A 16,458-nucleotide genomic window follows, 5' to 3' on the forward strand; every position below is an offset into this window, starting at 1 on the left:
CGGTGTCGGTGCCTTCGGGCGTCTCGTCGAGGGTGGCTTCGGTCTCGGGGGGGGATCTTGCCCTCCTCCGGCTTGTCCTTGGCGTCGTCTAGAGGCTTCTTCTTGTCGGCCACGCGGTCCACCCTTTCAATCTGTCGCTTGCGGATCCTTTCCGGATCTCGCGTCACTTTCATAACTTTTCACGGACCCGCCGCGCTCCACAAGCAATCGAGCGCATTCTAGGAGCTTTTCCACCGACTTACGCATGAGCCGGGCGTCGGGTCGCAAAACAATCTCTGAGTCGAGAACATAGAGGCCGGAGAGGGAGGCTTCCACCTCCGCGCTCATATATGCGGCGAAAAGCGGCGCGGTAGCGTTAACGTCCCGAGCAGCGGCGGCGAAGAGCGCGGCGCTGCGCGGTGAAAAAAGCGGCACGACCACCGGGAGTTGACCGCGCAGCGCCACGACCGCCTCGGCGCTGAGCGGGCGAGTCGGCTGGTCGTAGATCACCGCCTCGGCGCAGGGCTGCCCGGCTGCGGTGAGTCGCGCGGCAAGATCGCCGCGCGCATGTGTGCCGCGCAGGTGCAGGAGCGCGCCGCCCGGCGAATCTTCAAGAACCAGCGCCAGCAACGCCTCGGCATCCCCCTGCGCCACCTTCGGCTTCATGCCGATGTGTCGCGCCGCGCGGGCCGTCGCCTCGCCCACGGCATAGCACAGCGGCAGCGGCGCACCGCCCAGCTCAGCATAGGCGCGCACGCCATTGGCAGAGGTGAAGATGAGCCCCGTCACCCCGCTCATCTCCGGCAGCGGGCCGGTGGTCTCGACCTCGATCAGCGGGCTGAGGACCGGCGTGAACCCCGAACCGCCGCCGTCACGAAGCTCGCCGAGAAAGCGCTCGGAGGCCGCGCGCGGGCGGGTGAGCAGCAGGAGGGGCTGGGAATCTGGCATCCTTGCTCCGGGATTGGAGGCCCCCGGGATTGTGAGGACCCTGCTCTGGTGGTAGCTGCAGGACCAAAGGGATGCAACGGATGTGCCGATGCCTGAACTGACGATCCTCGGGCTGGAAAGCAGCTGTGACGACACCGCCGCCGCCGTGCTGCGCGGGCAGGAGATCCTGTCCTCGGTGGTGCTCGGACAGGCCGAGCTTCACGCGGCCTTCGGCGGCGTGGTGCCCGAGATCGCCGCCCGCGCCCATGCCGAGAAGCTCGATCTCGCCATCGAGCAGGCGCTGGTGCAGGCCGGGGTGCCGGTGAGTGAGCTCGACGCCATCGCGGTGACCGCAGGGCCGGGGCTGATCGGCGGCGTGCTCTCGGGCGTGATGATGGGCAAGGGCATCGCCGCGGCCACCGGAAAGCCGCTGATCGGGGTGAACCACCTTGCCGGCCACGCGCTGACGCCGCGGCTGACCGATGGGCTCGCCTATCCCTACCTGATGCTGCTGGTCTCGGGCGGGCACTGCCAGTTCCTGATCGTGCGCGGCCCGCAGGAATTCAAACGGCTCGGCGGCACGATCGACGACGCGCCCGGCGAGGCTTTTGACAAGACCGCCCGCCTGCTCGGGCTGGCGCAGCCCGGCGGCCCCTCGGTCGAGGAGGCCGCGAAATCCGGCGACGAGAAACGCTTCCGCTTCCCGCGCCCGCTGCTCGACCGCGAGGGGTGCGATCTGTCCTTCTCCGGGCTGAAGACCGCGCTGCTGCGCATGCGCGACAAGCTGATCGAGGAACAGGGCGGGCTGCACCGGCAGGACGTGGCCGACCTCTGTGCCGGCTTCCAGGCGGCGGTGCGTGACGTGCTGGCGGAGAAGACCCGCCGCGCGATGCGAGCCTATCTCGAGGAAACTCCCGCCGAGCCCGCGCTGGCCGTGGCCGGGGGCGTTGCCGCCAACAAGGCCCTGCGCGGCGCACTCGAGGCGCTCTGCGCAGAGCATGGCGTGACCTTCACCGCGCCGCCGCTGCGGCTCTGCACCGACAATGCGGCGATGATCGCCTATGCTGGCGGCGAGTTGCTGGCAGCCGGAGAAATGTCCGACATGACCCTTGCCGCCCGCCCGCGTTGGCCGCTCGACAAGGCCGCCGCGCCGTTGCTCGGCTCGGGCAAGAAGGGGGCCAAGGCATGATCGGCGTTCTGGGCGCGGGCGCCTTCGGCACGGCGCTGGCCGTGGCGCTGGCGCAGGACGGTCGGAAAGTCATGCTCTGGGGCCGCAACGCGGGGGTTATGGACGAAATGGCGCAAAGCCGCCAGACCGCCCGTCTCCCCGGCGTGACCCTGCCCGAGGGCATCGAGATCACCGCCGATCTTGCCCGCGCCGCGACCGCCGAAACGCTGCTGCTCGCGGTGCCGATGCAGACGCTTTCCTCCGTGTTGGGGTCGATTTCCGACCCGCTCGAGGGGCAGAAGCTGGTCGCCTGCTGCAAGGGCCTCGATCTGGCCACCGGCGAGGGGCCGAGCCATGTCATCGCCCATGCCAAGCCCGGTGCCCTGCCCGCAATCCTCACCGGTCCCAGCTTTGCCGCCGACATTGCCCGCGGCCTGCCGACGGCACTGACGCTGGCCTGCGAGGACGCCGAGGCCGGTCTGGTCCTGCAACATGTGCTCTCGACCAAGACGCTGCGGCTCTACCGCAGCACCGATGTCACCGGGGCCGAGATCGGCGGCGCGTTGAAGAACGTCATGGCCATCGCCTGCGGCGCCTGCATCGGCGCCGGCTTCGGCGACAGCGCCCGCGCCGCGCTGATGACCCGCGGCTTTGCCGAGATGACCCGTCTCGCGGTGCACCTCGGCGCCAAGGCAGAGACGATCACGGGGCTTTCGGGCCTTGGCGACCTGGCGCTCACCTGCACCTCGGAGCTGTCGCGCAACTACCGCTACGGGCAGGCACTCGGCCGCGCGGAGGGGTTCGACCCCTCGGTCACCGTCGAGGGGGCCGCCACCGCCCGCGCCGTCGCCGCGCTTGCGGCCCGCGACGGGATCCCCATGCCGGTCTCGGGCGTTGTCGCCGCGCTGACCGAAGGCAAAGTCACCATCGCCGAAGCTCTGGAAGAGCTTCTGTCCCGACCCCTGAAGGAGGAATGACCATGCTCGTCGCGCTTATTGCCAAGGACAAACCCGGTGCTCTCGACATCCGCAAGGACACTCGCGCGGAACATCTCGCCTATATCGACCGCACCGGCGTCGTGGCGCAGGCCGGCCCGCTGCTGGATGATGCCGGCGAGATGGCGGGTAGCCTGGTGATCCTCGACGTCGCCGACATGGCCGTGGCGCAGGACTGGGCCGACAAGGACCCCTACGCACTGGCAGGCCTCTTCGAGAGCGTCACGCTGACCGCCTGGAAAAAGGTCATCGGGTGAGCCGATGAGATACTGGCTCTTCAAGTCCGAGCCCTCGACCTGGTCCTGGGAGGACCAGGTCGCCAAGGGCGAGGCGGGCGAGGAATGGGACGGCGTCCGCAACTACCAGGCCCGCAATTTCATGCGCGAGATGAAACTCGGCGACCGCGGCTTCTTCTACCACTCGCAGAGCGAGAAGGCAGTGGTCGGCATCATCGAGATCTGCGCCGAGGTTCACCCCGACAGCAAGGCCGGTGATCCGCGTTGGGAATGCGTGGACATCAAGGCCATCGAGAAGCTGCCGACCCCGGTGACGCTCGACGAGATCAAGGGCGACCCGGCGCTCTCGGAGATGGCGCTGATCAAGCAGTCGCGCCTCTCGGTGCAGCCGGTGAGCGAGGCCGAGTTCTTGCACATCTGCGCCAAGGGCGGGCTGAAGCTCTGATCCCGCGCTGAAAGCCGCTAGGCAGCGCGCCGCCTTTGCGGCAGGCTTTCCTCCAAAGCGAGGGAGGCCCCCATGGAATTCTTGAGCGTGATCGTCTCGGCGCTGGCCGGATGGCTGTTTGGCGCGGGTTGGTACATGACGCTGTCGAAGCCCTGGCTGGTCGCCTCGGGCATTGAATGCGACGAAGACGGCAGGCCGAAGAACGCCAGCCCCCTGCCCTTTGCACTCTCGGCCATCGCCATGCTGCTGGTCGCGGGCATGATGCGGCACGTCTTTCACGAGGCGGGCATCTTCACCGCCGGCGCCGGGCTGCTTTCAGGGATGGGGGTCGGGCTTTTCTTCATCTCGCCCTGGATCATGATCAACAACGCCTACGGGCAGCGCCCCTTCAGGCTGACGTTGATCGACGGCGGCTATGCCACCTTTGGCTGTGCGGTGATCGGGCTGGTGCTGGGGCTATTCTGAGGACCGGCACCCGGAACACAAAGCGAGCCGCTTCGCCAATAAAACAGGGGTCCGCCAAGAGCCGGACCCCTGTGCCACCCCGCGTGCTCCCACGCACGCTTCGGCGAAACTGGACCCGGCCGTTCTGGCCGAGCTTCGAAAATCGCACGTCCGCGGCGCCGGAGCAAAGTGGAAGTGCGTAGAATTGTAGTGGCCCGCCCTCAGGCGTAGGCGCCATCTTTGCCGAAGTGCTTCACCAGCATGTAATAGACCACCGCCCGGTACTTGTTGCGCTCGGAGCGGCCGTAGGTCTCGACCACGGCATTGATCGCCTCCATCAGCTCCGGCCCGTCCTCGAGCCCCAGCTTCTTGACGAGGAAGTTGTCCTTCACCGTCTCCAGCTCATGTTCCTGGCTGGCGGCGACGGTCGCCGCATCGGCATCGTAGATCGACGGCCCGCAACCGATGGTGACCTTGGTGAGCAGCTCCATGTCGGGCTCCATGCCGCACTTCTCGCGCAGGTCCGCAGCGTATTTCTCGATCAGATCGTCTCGCTTGCCCATGTCACTCTCCTCCTGAACTGGGTGTCCGGGCGCGCCGGGCGCACCTTTCCTGCCAAGACTATAGTCGGCCTTCATTGTTGATAAAGAGGAGAAAATCGTTCTCTTTTTCTGCACAGCTTACCCTAGGGGCATGGCGTTAATCTTTTTTTTAGTGACAAAGCCGTGACGCCGCCCGCAGCATGGGCGGGGGAGTGCATGGAGTGGCAGACCCGGAAAACGGGCATCACCCTGCTCTCTCAGACGCAGAAACCCGGGGAATTCCAATGACAACAGAGACGTTTGTCGTCGCCTACGAGAACAAGGAAGGTGATGACGGCCTGCTCGATTACGCAATCGCGCGGGCCAAGAAGGACAATGCGGCCTTGCTGCTTGTCCATATCCTGGAATGGTCGCCCTACAAGTTCCTGACACCTCAGGAAATCGAAGAGCGCCATGCCCGCCGCAAGCAGGAACTGGCGCGGGCCAAGGAGGTGATGCTCGATCCGGCGCTCGCCAAGGTGCACGCGGCCGGGCTCGAGGGCGACTGCCGCATCCGCTATGGCTCGGTCGTCGAACTGGTGGCCGAGATCGCCTCGGAGGCCAGCGCGAGCATGATCTTTGTCGGCAGGTCCGGCACTCAGTCCATGGCGGCCCGCATCTTCGGATCGGTGCCCCTGGGACTTGCGCAGGTCGCATCCGTGCCAACCGTCATCGTGCCCTGAGCCGCTGGAGACCCCTCATGAAACCCACCCAAATCGCCCTTCGTGCCGGCCTTCCGGCTCTCGGCGCGGCGCTCGCCGCCCTCCCTGCCCAAGCGCAGGAGACGGCGCATAGCATCGACGAGAAGATCAACGAGGTCGTCGGCGCCGCCACCGGCCCCTTCGTCAACTTCATCTTCGCCCCCTTCCCCGGCACCTCCTTTCCGTGGATCGTGCTCTGGCTGGTGATCGCGGCGACGATCTTCACGCTCTATTTCGCCTTCGTGCAGTTCCGCGCCTTCCCGCATTCCATCGCGCTGGTGTCGGGCAAGTACTCCGATCCCGATGACGCCGGAGAGGTCAGCCACTTCCAGGCCCTCGCCACCGCGCTCTCGGGCACGGTCGGCCTCGGCAATATCGCCGGTGTCGCGGTGGCCGTGTCGATCGGCGGGCCCGGCGCGACCTTCTGGATGATCCTCGCGGGTCTCATGGGGATGGCGTCGAAGTTCACCGAGTGTACCCTCGGCGTGAAATACCGCAACGAATACGCCGACGGCACCGTCTCGGGCGGGCCGATGTACTACCTCAGCAAGGGCATGGCGGAGCGCGGCTTTGCCGGTTTCGGCAAGGTGCTGGCGATCTGCTTCTCGATCGTCTGCGTGCTTGGCTCGCTGGGCGGCGGCAACATGTTCCAGGCCAACCAGGCCCATGCGCAGCTCGCGAATATCATCGGCGACTACCCGGGCTGGATCACCGGGGTGATCTTCGCCGCCATCGTCTTTGCAGTGATCATCGGCGGGCTGAAGAGCATCGCCCAGGTGACCGAGAAGATCGTGCCCTTCATGGGCGTGCTCTACGTCGGCACTGCGCTGATCATCATCGCGATCAACTATGACCGGATCGGCTGGGCGCTCGGCCAGATCTTCGACGGCGCCTTCACCGGGCTTGGCGTCGCGGGCGGGCTTGTCGGCGCGCTGATCCAGGGCTTCAAGCGGGCGGCCTTCTCGAACGAGGCGGGCGTCGGCTCGGCGGCCATCGCCCATTCGGCGGTGCGCACCAAGGAGCCGATCACCGAGGGCTTCGTGTCGCTGCTCGAGCCCTTCATCGATACGGTGGTGATCTGCACCATGACCGCGCTGGTCATCGTGATCACCGGGGTGTTGCAGGTGGATGCGGAAACCGGCCAGTACATCTGGAACGCCGAGCTGGGCCGGGTCGAAACCCTCGGCGACGTTTCGGGCGTGGCGCTGACCTCGGCCGCCTTCGAATCCGCGATCTCGTGGTTCCCCTACGTGTTGGCCCTGGCGGTGATCCTCTTCGCCTTCTCGACGATGATCTCCTGGAGCTACTACGGGCTCAAGGCCTGGACCTATATGTTCGGCGAAGGCAAGTTCCAGGAACTGAGCTTCAAGATCCTGTTCTGCATCTTCGTCGTCATCGGCGCGGCGATGAACCTCGGCCCGGTGATCGACTTCTCGGACGCGGCGATCTTCGCCATGGCGCTGTTCAACATCATCGGCCTCTACTTCCTGATGCCGATCGTGAAGGCCGAGATGATCAGCTACCAGTCGCGGCTGAAGTCGGGCGAGATCAAGCGCTACGCCTGATCCCGGCCAAGGCCGTCGACAAGGAGGCGCCCATCGGCGCCTCCTTTTTCGTTCCGACGCGGCTTACTTCGCCGCCAGAAGTTCGGGCACCTCGAGAAGGATGAACTCGTTGTGCGCCGCCTCGCCCGGCACGCGCCCGCCCGAGAAAGGCAGGTTGTTGTCGTTGGCGACGAGGATGTGGGTGTCGTCCACCGCGATCACGTCCTCGATGGTGAAGAAGGGGAAGCTGAAGTGATCGCCTCCCGCGCCCATGCCCTCCAGCGCCTTCGCATCCGGATCGGCGATGTCGAGCAGGTCGATCTGGCCGATGCGGCGGATGAAGCCCTCTTCATCGGTGTCGCCCATGTCGACCAGAACGATGTTCTTCACCTTGGCGGGGTTCGGATAGCAGTCGGCGGTCTCGCTCGCGCCCTCGGCACAGGCCTGCGCCAGGTCGCCCTCGCCGTTGTCGCGCTCGATGACCAGCGCGCGGGTCTCGTCGATGAAATTGAAATCACCGATTGCGGTCGCGCCTTCGGCGAGCTGGAACTTCACGCTCTCGCCGGTCCATTCGCCCGCTTTGGGGTCGAAGGCGATGACCCGCAGGAAGGGCCCCTCGGTCTCGCCGCCCTCGATGAGGATCGGCTTTTCCAGCATCGCCCAAAGCAGGTTCGTGCCCGGCTGCAGCGCCATGCCCTCGTAGCCGCCCGAGCGCTGCACCTGGAAATCGGTGCCTGCGGTTGCCGGGACGAACACACTGTAGGTGTCGGGCCCGTGCAGCTCCTTGCCGTCGAGCTTGGTGGCAAAGACTTCCTTCACCACGCCGTCGAGACCCGCACGGATGATGTAGGGGCCGAACTCGTCGCCGATCCAGATCTCGCCGTCCAGCACCTGGATCGACTCGGTGTCGAAATCAGCCCCGGTCAGATAGCGGCTCTCGGTGCCTTCGTAGGAGATGCGGAAGGGCACCTTGTGGTCGGGGTCCGACAGGAACACGGTCTCGCGGCGCTCGACGGTGCCGGTCTCGAAATCGGGGGCCATGCGGTGGAAGAACAGCATCGCGTCAGGGGAGTTGCGCTTCGAGCCGAAGCCATTGTCGGTCAGCGTGTAGAAGCTGCCATCCTCGGCGCGAGTCATGGCAAAGCCCGACATGCCCTGCACCGGCTGGCCGATGAAAGGCAGCGAGATGCCGGTGCCGTGGTTGCCATAGTTCTTGCCGGTGTTGCCCTCGACACTCATCGCCTGCCCGTTGCGCGCGGCGCCGGTGAACTTGCCCGACAGCCAGGCGTCGCGCGGCGCGTCGGCCGGCGGCTCGACCAGCGACAGCGCCGGCAGATAGGCGTGACCGGCGAGCTTGGCCGGGAAGACTTCCTGGGCCGTGGCGGGCGCGGCAACCGCGCTGGCGAGGGCGAGAAGGGAAAGCGAAAGGCGCATCGGGAACTCCTCGTGGATGCAGTGATGCGCCGCTGCTACGGGCCTTGCGTAACGCTCACGTGGCCGTGATGTGACGCCCCGGTGAAACCGCGCGCACCAAACGCAAGACGCCCCGCCAAGGGGCGGGGCGTCTGCAATCAGCCTGAGTCAGGCTCTAACTCAGTAGCGGTAATGCTCGGGCTTGAACGGGCCTTCCGGCGTCACGCCGATATAGGCCGCCTGCTCGGTCGAAAGCTGGGTCAGCTTGGCCCCGACGCGCTCGAGGTGCAGGCGCGCGACCTTCTCGTCGAGGTGCTTGGGCAGGATGTAGACCTTGTTCTCGTACTGGTCGCCGTTCTTGTAGAGCTCGATCTGCGCCAGCACCTGGTTGGTGAAGGAGGCCGACATCACGAAGCTCGGGTGGCCGGTGGCATTGCCGAGGTTCAGCAGGCGGCCTTCCGACAGCAGGATGATCTTGTTGCCCGAGGGCATCTCGATCATGTCCACCTGGTCCTTGATGTTGGTCCACTTGTGGTTCTTCAGCGAGGCCACCTGGATCTCGTTGTCGAAGTGGCCGATGTTGCCGACGATGGCCATGTTCTTCATCTCGCGCATGTGCTCGATGCGGATCACGTCCTTGTTGCCGGTGGTTGTGATGAAGATGTCGGCGTCGGCAACGACGTCCTCCAGCAGCACCACCTCGAAGCCATCCATCGCCGCCTGCAGGGCGCAGATCGGGTCGGCCTCGGTCACTTTCACCCGCGCACCGGCACCGGCCAGCGAGGCGGCCGAGCCCTTGCCCACGTCGCCGTAGCCGCAGACCACGGCGACCTTGCCCGCCAGCATCACGTCGGTGGCGCGGCGGATGCCGTCCACGAGGCTCTCGCGGCAGCCGTACTTGTTGTCGAACTTCGACTTGGTGACCGAGTCGTTGACGTTGATCGCCGGGAAGGGCAGCAGGCCCTTCTTCTGCAGGTCATACAGTCGGTGCACGCCGGTGGTGGTCTCTTCCGACACGCCCATGATGTCGCCGCGGGTCTTGGTGAACCAGCCCGGGCTTTGCTCCATGCGCTTCTTGATCTGCGCGTGGATCACCGCTTCCTCTTCCGAGGTCGCAACGCCCAGATCCTCACCCGCCTCGGCGCGCGCGCCGAGCAGGATGTAGAGCGTCGCGTCGCCGCCGTCGTCGAGGATCATGTTCGCGCCCTCGGGGAACATGAACGAGCGGTCGAGGTAATCCCAGTGCTCTTCCAGCGTCTGGCCCTTCACCGCGAAGACCGGCGTGCCGCCCGCGGCAATCGCGGCGGCGGCATGGTCCTGCGTCGAGAAGATGTTGCACGAGGCCCAGCGCACGTCGGCGCCCAGCGCCTTCAGCGTCTCGATCAGCACGGCGGTCTGGATCGTCATGTGCAGCGAGCCGACGATGCGCGCGCCCTTGAGCGGTTGCGCCTCGCCGAACTCGGCGCGGCAGGCCATCAGGCCCGGCATCTCGGTTTCGGCGATGTCGAGTTCCTTGCGGCCAAAATCGGCCAGCGAGATGTCCTTGACGATATAGTCTTCAGCCATGGTCCGGCGCTCCAGTTCGAATATCGGGATTGCGGGGCTGGGTAGCATCCCTTGCTATGCCCCGCAACGTGCATCACAGTCCTGCCTAAACGGAAGAATAATCCGCCGAAGGCAGCCGCAGCATGGACCAGACCCCTCCCAGCAACGCATACGGCCGTTACTGCGTGCCCGCCGGGCTCGCCACGCGCCCTGCGGTGAGGGCCGTTCTCGCGGGCTTGATCTACGAGCCGCAGACCATCGCCTTCATGCGTGCCCACGCGGCGGGCGGGGACGTGATCCACGCCGGCACCTTCTTTGGGGACTTCCTGCCCGGCGTCGCGGCGGCTCTGGCCCCCGGCGCCAGGCTCTGGGCCTTCGAGCCGAACCCCGGCAGCTACGCCTGCGCGGTGGAAACCCTCCGGCTCAACGCGCTCGAGAATGTCACCCTGACCAATGTCGGCCTGTCGAACGTCGAGGAGACGCTGCACTTCCGCACCCATGACGCAGAGGGCGCGCCGCTTGGCGGCCTCTCGCATGTCACCGAGGCGCCCGGCCCCGGCGTCACCGCGGTGCAGGCGGCGATGCTCGACTTCGCCATCCCCCGCGACCGGCAGGTCTCGATCCTGCAACTCGACGTGGAGGGCCACGAGAAGCGCGCGCTCAAGGGTGCCTATCACCTCATCCACCGCTGCCGCCCGATCCTGATCCTCGAGAACCACGGCAACGAAAGCTGGATCCAGCGCACGTTCCGCGGCCTCGGCTACCGGGTCTGCGGCAGGCTGCACGGCAATTTTGTCTACGCCACCGAAGACCTGGACCTCTGAAGATGCCCCCCATCCCCAAGCAACCCCGCGCCTGGCAGCGCATGCTCTCCGGCCGGCGCCTCGACCTGCTCGACCCCACCCCGGTGGACATCGAGATCGAGGACATCGCCCATGGCCTCGCCTTCGTCGCGCGATGGAACGGCCAGACCAAGGGCGACTTCCCCTATTCCGTCGCCGAGCACTCACTGCTGGTCGAGACGCTGTTCTGCCGCCTCTGCCCCGGCGCCAAGCCCGCCGAGAAGCTCTTCGCCCTGCTGCACGACGCCCCCGAATACGTCATCGGCGACATGATCTCGCCGGTGAAGGCGGCGGTCGGCCCGGGCTACGGCGAACTCGACAAGCGGCTGGCGGCGGCGATCCACATCCGTTTCGGCCTGCCCGCCGCCCCTAGCATCCGCCTCAAGAAACAGATCAAGAAGGCCGACAACGTCTCGGCCTGGATGGAAGCCACCCAGATCGCCGGCTTCTCCGAAACCGAGGCCTCGCGCTTCTTCAAGCGCCCCGAACCGGCGCTGATCGCGGGGCTCGACATCCACCTGCGCCCCCCCGGTCGAGGTCCGCCGTGCCTATACCGCGCGCCACGCCGAACTGCTGGCCGAGCTATGAGCGCGCCGATCACAGTCCGCCGCGCCGGCGCGCTCGATGCCCGGCCCATGGCCGAGCTGCTCAACGAGGTGATCGCCCGGGGCGGCACCACCGCGATGACCGCCCCGGTGAGTGCAGAGGACTTGCGCGGCTGGATGCGCGTCCCGCGGGCCATCTGGCATATCGCCGAGGACGATGCCGGCGCGCTGCTCGGCTTCCAATGGGTCGAGCCGCACACGAGGCTCGGCGACAGCGTCGCGCAGATCGCCAGCTTCGCACGGGTCGGGCGCACCGGGCTCGGCATCGGATCGGCGCTCTTCGAGGCCACCCGCGCCGCCTGCCGCGCCGAGGGCTATGCCTGGATCAATGCCGAAATCCGCGCCGACAACGAGGGCGGCCTGATCTACTACCAGAGCCGCGGCTTCGAGGATTACGGCCATATCCGCGACTACCGCCTCGGCGACGGCCGCACCGTCGACAAGGTGCTCAAGCGCTACGATCTCTGACCCCAGCTGAACACCCGAAAGCCGCGCCCCTTGCAAAGCACGGCCCCTGATTTCTTCTAGGCAGAAATATCCCCGCCGGAGGCAGCGCCCGCGAGGGCGCTCCCCGTCACTTCGGCGAGCGCTTCGCGAGGATCCGCTGCAGCGTCCGGCGGTGCATGTTGAGCCTCCGCGCGGTCTCCGAGACGTTGCGGTCGCAAAGCTCGTAGACCCGCTGGATATGCTCCCAGCGCACCCGGTCGGCGCTCATCGGGTTTTCCGGCGGCGGCGGCAGGTCGTCACCGCGCGACAGCAGCGCATTGGTGATGTCGGTGGCATCAGCCGGTTTCGACAGGTAGTCGGTGGCGCCGATCTTCACCGCGGCGACGGCGGTGGCGATCGCGCCATAGCCGGTCAGCACGACGATCCGGCTGTCGGGGCGGCGCTCGCGAAGCACCTCGACCACGTCGAGCCCGTTGCCGTCCTCGAGCCGCAGGTCGACCACGGCATAGGCCGGCGGACGGGCCTTGGCGATGGCGGTGCCCGCCGCGACGGACTCGGCGGTCTCGACCTCGAAGCCGCGTTTTTCCATGGCCTTGGCCAGCCGCTTGAGGAAAGGCTCGTCGTCGTCGACCAGCAGGAGCGAGCGATCGTCGCCCAGATCGTCTTGTGTAAGTTCCGCCACGGAGGCCCCCGTCCTATGGACCGGCTTGAAGCGCCGTATGAGAAATTCTCTTATCCCGCCCGCGACATGCGGTCAAATCAAGCCGGTCCCATGCGCTCGATGAAACAGGTGGCGCGCTCGGCCAGCTGCACCGGCGACACGTCGCGGCGGAAAAACTCTGCAAAGCCGATCCCGGGCAGGACGAGGTAGGTGAAGGCCGAGTGATCCACCGAGTAGAACTCGGGATCGTCGTCGTTCTTCTTGTAATAGGCGCGATAGGCCTTTGCGGCCTGCGCGACCTGCGCCTCCGAGCCGGTCAGTCCGATCATCTTGTCGTGGATGTTGGCGGCATACTGCCCCATAACCTCGGGCGTGTCCCGGGCCGGATCGACGGAGATCATCACCGGCGTCACCGAGTAGCCGGCCTCGGCCAGGAGGTCGACCGCATCGGCGTTGCGGACATTGTCGAGCGGGCAGATGTCCGGGCAGAAGGTATAGCCGAAATAAAGCAGCGTCGGCTCGGTGATCACCTCCGCATCGGTGACCGTCTCGCCCGAGGGGAGCACCAGCTCGAAGGGCCCGCCGATCGCCCCGGCCCCGCCAGCCACCACACCTTCTCGGCAGTCGGCGAAGGGATCGTCGCCGCGGCCCCATTGCGTCGCCACCCAGATTCCGGCGGAGAGGGCGACGAGACCACCGGCGGCAACGATGGCGACAAGCGTGGCGGGTTTCATGGCGGGATCCTTCCAGGTCGTGATCGGGCCGGGCATCGGGGCAAGGCGCATTGCAAATCCCCGCCCCGGGCATGACACTCCCAGACCTAACGATTGCCCCCCGGGGCGCAAGCCAAGAAACCACGCGAAAGATGACACCGGCATGAGCCCGACGGACCTGGTCCTGCCCTGGCAGGAAGAACGCAGCACCTTCATCCGCCTGCGCACGATGATCCTGCTGCGCTGGGTGGCCATCGTCGGCCAGATCGCGGCGCTTGTGGTGGCGCAGTCGGTCTACGACCTGCAGCTTCCGCTCGGCCTGTGCTACCTCGCCGTGGGCATCTCGGTGATGGGCAACCTTGTCGCCAGCCTGATCTTCCCGGAAACCAAGCGCCTGTCGGAAGCCGAGAACTTCCTCATGGTGATGTTCGACCTCTTGCAGCTGTGCTTCCTGCTCTATCTCACCGGCGGGCTGCACAATCCCTTCTCGGTCATGGTGCTGGGCCCGGTGACCGTCTCGGCGGTGATGCTGTCGTTGCGGTCGACCATCGTGCTCAACGTCACTGCCTTCCTTCTGATATCGGGCATGGTCTTTGCCCATGTGCCGCTACACACGGTCGACGGTCAGGTGCTGCAGATCCCCGATCTCTTCGTCTTCGGCCAATGGGTGGCGGTGACCATCGCGCTGGTCTTCCTGTCGGTCTACGCGCGCCGGGTCACCACCGAGATGAACGCCATGTCGGACGCGCTCAACGCCACGCAAATGGCCCTGTCGCGGCAGCAGAAGCTCAACGATCTCGGCGGCGTGGTGGCCGCGGCGGCGCATGAGCTGGGCACGCCGCTGGCGACGATCAAGCTGACCTCGGCCGAGCTGATCGAGGAACTCGACGACCGCCCCGAGCTGCAGGAGGACGCACGGCTGATCCGGGCGCAGGCTGACCGCTGCCGCGACATCCTGCGCTCCATGGGGCGCGCCGGGAAAGACGACCTGCACCTGCGCACCGCCCCGCTCACCGAGGTGATCCGCGAGGCGGCCGAGCCACATGAGAACCGCGGCAAGCAGGTGAGCCTCGAGACGATCGGCGAGACCGACCTGCCGATGCCGCAGGTCCTGCGCCACCCCGAGGTGATCCACGGGCTGCGCAACCTCGTGCAGAACGCCGTCGATTTCGCCCGCAGCCGGGTCTGGATCGAAACCGGATGGGATGCGCAGAGCGTCACCGTACGGATCATCGACGACGGGCCGGGCTTTCCGCCGCACCTCATCGGCCGCATCGGCGATCCGATGATCCGCCGCCGCAAGACCGAGGCCGAGCGCCGCGCCCGGCCCGAATACGAGGGCATGGGGCTCGGTCTCTTCATCGCCAAGACCCTGCTCGAACGCTCCGGCGCCGAGCTGAGCTTTGCCAATGGCTCGGATCCGACCATGCCCGAGCCCCCGGGCACGCGCCGGGGCGCGGTGGTCGAACTGGTCTGGCCGCGCGAGGCCATCGTCGCTCCCGAACTGGCGCCGGGCACCCCGCTCGGCAAGAACCCCGTCTTCGACGCCTGACCCCGATCACCACGGAACGCCTCTCTTGATCGCTCGCTCAAGATTTACATTCTATTAACTATTAAGACCGTAATCTGGCCGAACGTCCTGCAATGCGGAGGCCAGATTGGAGCTGACAATCGCGCTTGCCATCGGAACCGGCGCTGGAATCGCGGCGTTTTTCGGAACCTACGCCCTGCGCTCGCCTCGACGGCGGGACGCCTCGGGGCAAGCCACCGAAACGCCGGGTTTCCGCAATAGTGAAACTGAGATATTGATGATCGGCGACCGGGTCGTCGATCTCACGGGCGCGGCGCGAAGCTTTCTAGAAACAGAGCCCGGCGACACGCCCGACTGGCCGTCGCTGCGACCACGGCTCGAGACATACTTCGGCCCGCTGCCCTCTCTGCTGCCCGCCGAGCCCGCCAGTTATCCCGCCCTCGGCGCAACAGGCGCCCGACTGCTGGTCCGCCCCGAGGGACGCGCGCTGCGGCTCTCGATCGAGGCAGAGCCCATGTCCGCGGGTACCCGGCTCAAGCTGCTGCAGGAGCAGAGCGAGCTGCCCCGCCTGCGCCGCGCCCTCGCGCTCGTGCCCTGCCCGATCTGGCAGTCCGACGAGACCAAGAACGTGATCTGGTGCAATGCCGCCTACGAGGATGCCTGCGCGCAGGTCGATGCCTCGCCGACCGGCCCCGCCCCCTTCGATCTGGCGGCCCCCGACGGCAGCGACACGCGCCGCAGCCGGACCGCGCTCGGCGCGCGCGGCGAGGACAGCCGCTATTGGTACGAGGTGCAGTCCCATCGCAACCGCGACGGCTGGATGCATTTCGCCACCAATATCGACGCCATCATCCGCGCCGAGATCAACCAGCGCAGCTTCCTGCAGACGCTGACCCGCATCTTCGCGCATCTGCCCATCGGCCTTGCCGTCTTCGACCGCGATCACCGGCTGGTGCTGTTCAACCCCGCGCTGATCGATCTCACCGGCCTGCAGGCCGAGTTCCTGAGCACCCGCCCCAACCTGATGAGCGTCTTCGACACGCTGCGCGAGGGGCGCATGATGCCCGAGCCGAAGAACTACAAGTGCTGGCGCGACCACCTGACCGGGCTCATCGCCGCGGCCTCCTCCGATCTCTACATCGAGACATGGGAGCTGCCCTCGGGGTTGACCTACCGGATCACCGGGCGGCCGCATCCCGACGCCGGGATTGCCTTCCTCTTCGAGGACATCAGCTCCGAGATCACCCTCACCCGGCGCTTCCGGCAGGAGCTGGAACAGGCCCATTCGGTGCTCGACAGCCTCGAGGAGGCGGTGGCGGTTTTTTTCGCCGCAAGGCGCCCTAAGCTTCTGCAACGAGGCCTATCGCGGGCTCTGGGGCGAGGATCCCGACACCTGCGTCGCCGATCTGTCGGTGACCGAGGCCACCGCCTCGTGGCAAGCCGCCTGCACCCCCAGCCCGATCTGGGGCGATATCCGCGATTTCGTGCTGAGCCTGCGGGACCGCGCCGCATGGGAGGCACCGCTCGTCCTGCGCGACGGCCGGCCATTGCTCTGCAAGGTCAGCCCCATGGCCGGGGGTGCGACGCTGCTGCGCTTCGCCGCTGATCCCCGGATGGCGGACGTGCCGGGCTGACGTCCCGATCCGGCTTGCGCGCGCGGGCGGGGATTGTATCTTCCCGC

General features: G+C 66.7%; 17 protein-coding genes and 1 pseudogene. 12 read left to right on the top strand and 6 right to left on the bottom strand.

Features of this window, described 5'->3' with window-relative positions:
• Positions 1-126: 126 nt before the first annotated feature.
• Positions 127-927, bottom strand: a complete 801-nt coding sequence (locus CLG85_RS04855) for a uroporphyrinogen-III synthase (protein WP_095881654.1) — start codon at positions 925-927, stop codon at positions 127-129.
• An 88-nt stretch (positions 928-1,015) separates the two neighbouring features.
• Here CLG85_RS04855 and tsaD point away from each other — a divergent pair, with 88 nt between their 5' ends.
• From tsaD to CLG85_RS04880, 5 genes are all read left to right on the top strand, one after another.
• Complete coding sequence (gene tsaD / locus CLG85_RS04860; protein WP_095881653.1) at positions 1,016-2,095, top strand: tRNA (adenosine(37)-N6)-threonylcarbamoyltransferase complex transferase subunit TsaD; 1,080 nt, start codon at positions 1,016-1,018, stop codon at positions 2,093-2,095.
• The gene (locus CLG85_RS04865) at positions 2,092-3,051 is read left to right on the top strand and encodes an NAD(P)H-dependent glycerol-3-phosphate dehydrogenase (RefSeq protein ID WP_095881652.1); all 960 of its coding nucleotides are present in this window, start codon (positions 2,092-2,094) and stop codon (positions 3,049-3,051) included. The genes tsaD and CLG85_RS04865 overlap by 4 nt, the downstream gene beginning before the upstream one ends.
• A gap of 2 nt (positions 3,052-3,053) precedes the next feature.
• Complete coding sequence (locus tag CLG85_RS04870; protein WP_095881651.1) at positions 3,054-3,326, top strand: YciI family protein; 273 nt, start codon at positions 3,054-3,056, stop codon at positions 3,324-3,326.
• 4 nt (positions 3,327-3,330) lie between these two features.
• Positions 3,331-3,750, top strand: coding sequence for an EVE domain-containing protein (locus CLG85_RS04875; RefSeq protein ID WP_095881650.1), 420 nt, complete (start codon positions 3,331-3,333; stop codon positions 3,748-3,750).
• A gap of 72 nt (positions 3,751-3,822) precedes the next feature.
• Positions 3,823-4,215, top strand: coding sequence for a DUF1761 domain-containing protein (locus CLG85_RS04880; RefSeq protein WP_095881649.1), 393 nt, complete (start codon positions 3,823-3,825; stop codon positions 4,213-4,215).
• 200 nt (positions 4,216-4,415) lie between these two features.
• On the opposite strand, the gene CLG85_RS04885 is transcribed toward CLG85_RS04880, so the two are convergent.
• Positions 4,416-4,757, bottom strand: coding sequence for a DUF2853 family protein (locus CLG85_RS04885; RefSeq protein WP_095881648.1), 342 nt, complete (start codon positions 4,755-4,757; stop codon positions 4,416-4,418).
• A 263-nt stretch (positions 4,758-5,020) separates the two neighbouring features.
• Between CLG85_RS04885 and CLG85_RS04890 the strand changes: the two genes are divergently transcribed.
• Complete coding sequence (locus CLG85_RS04890) at positions 5,021-5,458, top strand: universal stress protein (protein WP_095881647.1); 438 nt, start codon at positions 5,021-5,023, stop codon at positions 5,456-5,458.
• A gap of 17 nt (positions 5,459-5,475) precedes the next feature.
• Entirely contained in the window at positions 5,476-7,041 is a 1,566-nt protein-coding gene (locus CLG85_RS04895; protein ID WP_095881646.1) for an alanine/glycine:cation symporter family protein, read from the top strand.
• A gap of 63 nt (positions 7,042-7,104) precedes the next feature.
• On the opposite strand, the gene CLG85_RS04900 is transcribed toward CLG85_RS04895, so the two are convergent.
• Positions 7,105-8,454, bottom strand: coding sequence for an esterase-like activity of phytase family protein (locus CLG85_RS04900; protein WP_095881645.1), 1,350 nt, complete (start codon positions 8,452-8,454; stop codon positions 7,105-7,107).
• A gap of 159 nt (positions 8,455-8,613) precedes the next feature.
• Positions 8,614-9,999, bottom strand: a complete 1,386-nt coding sequence (gene ahcY / locus CLG85_RS04905) for an adenosylhomocysteinase (RefSeq protein ID WP_095881644.1) — start codon at positions 9,997-9,999, stop codon at positions 8,614-8,616.
• Positions 10,000-10,121: 122 nt separating this feature from the next.
• Here ahcY and CLG85_RS04910 point away from each other — a divergent pair, with 122 nt between their 5' ends.
• From CLG85_RS04910 to CLG85_RS04920, 3 genes and pseudogenes are all read left to right on the top strand, one after another.
• A complete protein-coding gene (locus CLG85_RS04910) occupies positions 10,122-10,802 on the top strand; it encodes an FkbM family methyltransferase (RefSeq protein WP_095881643.1) in 681 nt (226 codons plus the stop codon).
• A gap of 41 nt (positions 10,803-10,843) precedes the next feature.
• Positions 10,844-11,408: pseudogene (locus tag CLG85_RS04915) on the top strand (hypothetical protein).
• Entirely contained in the window at positions 11,405-11,893 is a 489-nt protein-coding gene (locus tag CLG85_RS04920) for a GNAT family N-acetyltransferase (protein WP_095881642.1), read from the top strand. The pseudogene CLG85_RS04915 and the gene CLG85_RS04920 overlap by 4 nt, the downstream one beginning before the upstream one ends.
• Before the next feature lie 106 nt (positions 11,894-11,999).
• Here the strand turns inward: CLG85_RS04920 and CLG85_RS04925 are convergent, their stop codons facing one another.
• Together CLG85_RS04925 and CLG85_RS04930 are read right to left on the bottom strand one after the other, a co-directional pair.
• Entirely contained in the window at positions 12,000-12,554 is a 555-nt protein-coding gene (locus tag CLG85_RS04925) for an ActR/PrrA/RegA family redox response regulator transcription factor (RefSeq protein WP_095881641.1), read from the bottom strand.
• Between the two features lie 77 nt (positions 12,555-12,631).
• Complete coding sequence (locus CLG85_RS04930) at positions 12,632-13,267, bottom strand: SCO family protein (protein WP_095881655.1); 636 nt, start codon at positions 13,265-13,267, stop codon at positions 12,632-12,634.
• 142 nt (positions 13,268-13,409) lie between these two features.
• On the opposite strand from CLG85_RS04930, the gene regB reads away from it, so the two are divergent.
• Together regB and CLG85_RS04940 are read left to right on the top strand one after the other, a co-directional pair.
• Positions 13,410-14,798, top strand: coding sequence for a sensor histidine kinase RegB (regB, locus tag CLG85_RS04935; protein ID WP_095881640.1), 1,389 nt, complete (start codon positions 13,410-13,412; stop codon positions 14,796-14,798).
• Positions 14,799-15,054: 256 nt separating this feature from the next.
• Positions 15,055-16,383, top strand: coding sequence for a PAS-domain containing protein (locus CLG85_RS04940; protein WP_260348518.1), 1,329 nt, complete (start codon positions 15,055-15,057; stop codon positions 16,381-16,383).
• The last annotated feature ends 75 nt before the right edge of the window (positions 16,384-16,458 follow it).

Source organism: Alloyangia mangrovi, from assembly GCF_002300555.2.
Taxonomy (GTDB): domain Bacteria; phylum Pseudomonadota; class Alphaproteobacteria; order Rhodobacterales; family Rhodobacteraceae; genus Salipiger; species Salipiger mangrovi.

Bases quoted from the DNA above. Each gene is read 5' to 3' on its own strand.
- CLG85_RS04930 (WP_095881655.1), bottom strand. From the start codon at position 13,267: ATGAAACCCGCCACGCTTGTCGCCATCGTTGCCGCCGGTGGTCTCGTC.
- CLG85_RS04880 (WP_095881649.1), top strand. From the start codon at position 3,823: ATGGAATTCTTGAGCGTGATCGTCTCGGCGCTGGCCGGATGGCTGTTT.
- ahcY (WP_095881644.1), bottom strand. From the start codon at position 9,999: ATGGCTGAAGACTATATCGTCAAGGACATCTCGCTGGCCGATTTTGGC.
- CLG85_RS04865 (WP_095881652.1), top strand. From the start codon at position 2,092: ATGATCGGCGTTCTGGGCGCGGGCGCCTTCGGCACGGCGCTGGCCGTG.
- CLG85_RS04885 (WP_095881648.1), bottom strand. From the start codon at position 4,757: ATGGGCAAGCGAGACGATCTGATCGAGAAATACGCTGCGGACCTGCGC.
- CLG85_RS04870 (WP_095881651.1), top strand. From the start codon at position 3,054: ATGCTCGTCGCGCTTATTGCCAAGGACAAACCCGGTGCTCTCGACATC.
- CLG85_RS04890 (WP_095881647.1), top strand. From the start codon at position 5,021: ATGACAACAGAGACGTTTGTCGTCGCCTACGAGAACAAGGAAGGTGAT.
- CLG85_RS04895 (WP_095881646.1), top strand. From the start codon at position 5,476: ATGAAACCCACCCAAATCGCCCTTCGTGCCGGCCTTCCGGCTCTCGGC.
- CLG85_RS04940 (WP_260348518.1), top strand. From the start codon at position 15,055: ATGATCGGCGACCGGGTCGTCGATCTCACGGGCGCGGCGCGAAGCTTT.
- CLG85_RS04855 (WP_095881654.1), bottom strand. From the start codon at position 927: ATGCCAGATTCCCAGCCCCTCCTGCTGCTCACCCGCCCGCGCGCGGCC.
- tsaD (WP_095881653.1), top strand. From the start codon at position 1,016: ATGCCTGAACTGACGATCCTCGGGCTGGAAAGCAGCTGTGACGACACC.
- CLG85_RS04910 (WP_095881643.1), top strand. From the start codon at position 10,122: ATGGACCAGACCCCTCCCAGCAACGCATACGGCCGTTACTGCGTGCCC.
- CLG85_RS04900 (WP_095881645.1), bottom strand. From the start codon at position 8,454: ATGCGCCTTTCGCTTTCCCTTCTCGCCCTCGCCAGCGCGGTTGCCGCG.
- regB (WP_095881640.1), top strand. From the start codon at position 13,410: ATGAGCCCGACGGACCTGGTCCTGCCCTGGCAGGAAGAACGCAGCACC.
- CLG85_RS04875 (WP_095881650.1), top strand. From the start codon at position 3,331: ATGAGATACTGGCTCTTCAAGTCCGAGCCCTCGACCTGGTCCTGGGAG.
- CLG85_RS04920 (WP_095881642.1), top strand. From the start codon at position 11,405: ATGAGCGCGCCGATCACAGTCCGCCGCGCCGGCGCGCTCGATGCCCGG.